Source organism: Mesorhizobium sp. M2A.F.Ca.ET.037.01.1.1 (assembly GCF_003998075.1).
GTDB lineage: Bacteria > Pseudomonadota > Alphaproteobacteria > Rhizobiales > Rhizobiaceae > Mesorhizobium.
In genome coordinates this window covers 1-3073 of the sequence record NZ_RZSA01000813.1, presented here as the reverse complement: position 1 = coordinate 3073, position 3073 = coordinate 1, and the positions used below count along the sequence as shown (strand labels likewise).

At 64.0% G+C, this 3073-nt stretch carries 3 protein-coding genes and 2 pseudogenes; 1 reads left to right on the top strand and 4 read right to left on the bottom strand.

What is annotated here, in order from left to right:
- Both EOA27_RS29455 and EOA27_RS29450 read right to left on the bottom strand, forming a co-directional pair.
- Positions 1-564, bottom strand: a pseudogene (locus EOA27_RS29455) (hybrid sensor histidine kinase/response regulator); the annotation flags it as partial.
- 187 nt (positions 565-751) lie between these two features.
- Positions 752-1324 carry an HXXEE domain-containing protein gene (locus tag EOA27_RS29450; RefSeq protein ID WP_127257878.1) on the bottom strand — a complete coding sequence of 191 codons (573 nt, stop codon included), beginning with the start codon at positions 1322-1324 and terminating at the stop codon, positions 752-754.
- Positions 1325-1557: 233 nt separating this feature from the next.
- On the opposite strand from EOA27_RS29450, the gene EOA27_RS29445 reads away from it, so the two are divergent.
- Positions 1558-2532 carry an alpha/beta hydrolase gene (locus EOA27_RS29445; RefSeq protein WP_126064058.1) on the top strand — a complete coding sequence of 325 codons (975 nt, stop codon included), beginning with the start codon at positions 1558-1560 and terminating at the stop codon, positions 2530-2532.
- 75 nt (positions 2533-2607) lie between these two features.
- Here EOA27_RS29445 and EOA27_RS29440 read toward each other — a convergent pair whose 3' ends face one another.
- Complete coding sequence (locus EOA27_RS29440) at positions 2608-2826, bottom strand: 4-oxalocrotonate tautomerase family protein (RefSeq protein WP_126080807.1); 219 nt, start codon at positions 2824-2826, stop codon at positions 2608-2610.
- Positions 2827-2850: 24 nt separating this feature from the next.
- A pseudogene (locus tag EOA27_RS29435) lies at positions 2851-3073 on the bottom strand (oxidoreductase); the annotation flags it as partial.

Below are 3073 nucleotides of genomic sequence, written 5' to 3'. Positions count from 1 at the left end.
CAGCAGCAGCCGGTCGTTGGCAGCGTCGGCGAGGCGACGCTCCTCGTCGAGCGCGGTGCGCACCTTGACCAGCATCGGCTGGGCGAACAGGTCGTTCTGGTTGCGGATCTCGCGGTAGCTCCATTCATCGACCTTCTGCGCCGTCGACATCAAATTGAAGTTACGCACCATGTCGCGTGCCGACCAGAACAGGTCGTCGTTGACCGAAGCGGTGTCCAACGCGTTGATGGTGTTCCTGGACAGGCGCGGCCTGATCGCGGCCAACTGCGCGTTGAGTATCCCGATCTCGCTGGTCAGCCGCTCGGAGTGGCCGCGCGCGGCAGCGGCCAGCGCATCGCGCGTCTCGCTGCGCCAGGCGGTGCCGGTCGTCTCGGCGAAATTGGTGGCGTTGCGCAGGTCGCGAGCAAAGATGACGAAATTGCCGCTGAGGGCATCGACTTCGTGGCGGTACGAATTCACACGGTTGAGCGCGAACATCACGGCGGCCGAGGCCAGCGCGAAGACAAGCAGCCCCGAAATGTAGCGGATCCGGATCGACCGGAGGAAGGAAGAATATTCCGGCATGCGCCACCCCAACACATACGCATAATTTTAATGGCCGGGATTACGCTTGATTTACATTAAGATTTCGTTGGTGGCGGGGGCGGTCCGATACCAGCAGCAGCCTTGCGCGGTGTCCCGTTCCGGGCTGCAACGACCGGGCTTCGGCCCGAGCGACGTCTTCTCGCCGCCGCAACCGTGCCGAAGAGGGCTACGAGCTGGCGACGAGAGTGCGGTACCGCGCGGTCACCAACGCAATGATTGCCAGGTGAAGCAGGACCGCGAGAGCTGCGCCGATCAAGTGCGGGAGAAGACCTGCTGTCCGGCCGATCGTCCAGATCGTAACGACGCTCAGCGGCAAAAACAAAAGGGCGCTGGTGACGAGGCCGGGATTGTATTTGCGCAATCGCGCCGACGTGACGAGATGCGCGAGCGCATTGACAATCATGACATAGGGAGCAACCAGGCCCCAAGCCGGTCCCCACAGCAAGGCCGCGTAAAGGGCCAGCAGGTTGATGCCCCAGACAAACGGGAGGTTGATGACGAGAACCGAGGCGACGGTAAGGGCGTCGCGGCCGCCGAAGACATGCTCGTTGGCGAATTTGCGGAACCGGTCGCCAGTGTGCTCCTCGACCTGATGGACCATGTAGACCGGGCTGTGCAGGAAGATCAGGAACACCGGCAGCGGAAGCGGGACCACCGGCGCAACCGCAACAAGCGATGCTGCCATGAACCCTGCGCCGACGACCCAATAGTCCGCTAGCCAGCGTTGCAGTTTAAGCATTGATTCCCGCCCTCCTCGGTCAGTGATCCTGACGCACATCGCCAGAGCTATTCAAGTGCGTGGACGCCTTGGCGCTCCGTGACCATGTCGGACATTGACTGCCGCGAGTGCCCCTGAGACAGTCAATGGAAGATGCGCGTCTCCGAAATTTGGGACTCCGTCGGCTCGGACACCCGTTGCGCCGTTGGGCCTTCCCTTCATCAGAGGTGGAAACGCGCGCGCGAGAGGCGGCCGTGAGCGAACCTACACAGCGAATAGTTGCGACCAACGGCATCCGCCTTAACATCGCGGAGCACGGAGACGGGCCCCCGGTGCTGTTGTGCCACGGCTTTCCCGAATCCTGGTATTCCTGGCGCCATCAGTTGAGCGCGCTTGCGGCGGCGGGCTTTCACGCCGTCGCCCCCGACATGCGGGGCTATGGCAAGAGCGATCGGCCGGAGGCGATCGACCAATACACGCTCTTTCATCTGGTCGGCGACATGGTGGGCCTTCTCGACGCCCTTGAAGCTCCCAGCTCCGTCATCGTCGGCCACGACTGGGGCGCGGTCGTCGCCTGGCATGCGGCGCTGCTGCGACCGGACCGCTTCCATGCCGTCATCGGCCTCAGTGTGCCGTTCCGGCCGCGCGCCAACGCGCGCCCGACCAGCCTCATGCCGCGAACGGCGGAGTCCCAGTTCTACCAGCTCTATTTCCAGCAACCCGGCATTGCCGAGGCGGAGCTGGAACGAGACCCGCGGGCCACGGTGCGCGCCATGCTTTACGCGGTGTCGGGAGACGCTTCGGACGGCGGCGCCGGAATCGCCATGGTCCCGCGCGGCGGAAGCCTCCTGCAAGCAGCCGAGGTTCCTGCAAGCCTGCCGCACTGGCTCAGCGAAAGCGACATCGATTTCTACGCCGGCGAGTTCCAGCGCGCCGGCTTCGCCGGAGGTCTCAACTGGTACCGCAACATCGACCGGAACTGGGAACTGATGGCGCCCTTTGCGGGCGCGCGGATCAAGGTTCCCGCGCTCTACATGGCAGGCAATCGCGACCTGGTGGTCGCCTTCCCCGGCATGGATCAACTGTTGGCCAATCTCAGGAACTTCATCCCGCAAATCCGCGATACGCTGATGCTGCCCGGCTGCGGGCATTGGACCCAGCAGGAGCGCCCGGACGAGGTCAACGCCGCGATGATCGAATTCCTGCGGAGCTTGCCGAACCGGGGCTGATCCAAGCGAAGCGAGTATCGGCTCCGACACGGAAGGTCGGGCGTGCCGCTCGGCAAGCGACTCGCCCGGTTCAAGTCAGGCACTATCCTTAGCCCGGTAGGCGTCGGGAATGACGAAGACCTCGTCGGCGCGGCCATAGCCCCCATCGGGAACCTCCTCGATCAGCACCATGGTGTGGGGACGCACACCTTCGCCGAAATAGTCGACGAACATCTGCGTGGTCTTGTGGATCAGGTCCTCCTTCTGCGCCTTCGTGAGGGCCGCCTCGGGCATCTTGAAGTTGGCAAAGGGCATTTCCAGGTTCCTTTCGGGTTGGGTTCAGGGCTTTGGATGAAGGAGGTCAGCAAGGCCGATGCGCTCCAGAAGCTGGGCGCGGACGCGGTCGGCGACACCGTTGACGATGGCCGCGCCGTCGTCGGACGGATCGATATGGACGCGGAACGGCCGGCGGCCATGCGGCATCGCCACGAGATCGACGATGGCCTCTGCGACCTTCGAGGGATCGGCGTCGGCAGGCTCCAGGCCGGCAAGACCCTTCAAC

What these genes read in the sequence shown, in the direction of transcription:
- EOA27_RS29450 (WP_127257878.1), bottom strand. Translation starts at nt 1,324, where the DNA reads ATGCTTAAACTGCAACGCTGGCTAGCGGACTATTGGGTCGTCGGCGCA.
- EOA27_RS29440 (WP_126080807.1), bottom strand. Translation starts at nt 2,826, where the DNA reads ATGCCCTTTGCCAACTTCAAGATGCCCGAGGCGGCCCTCACGAAGGCG.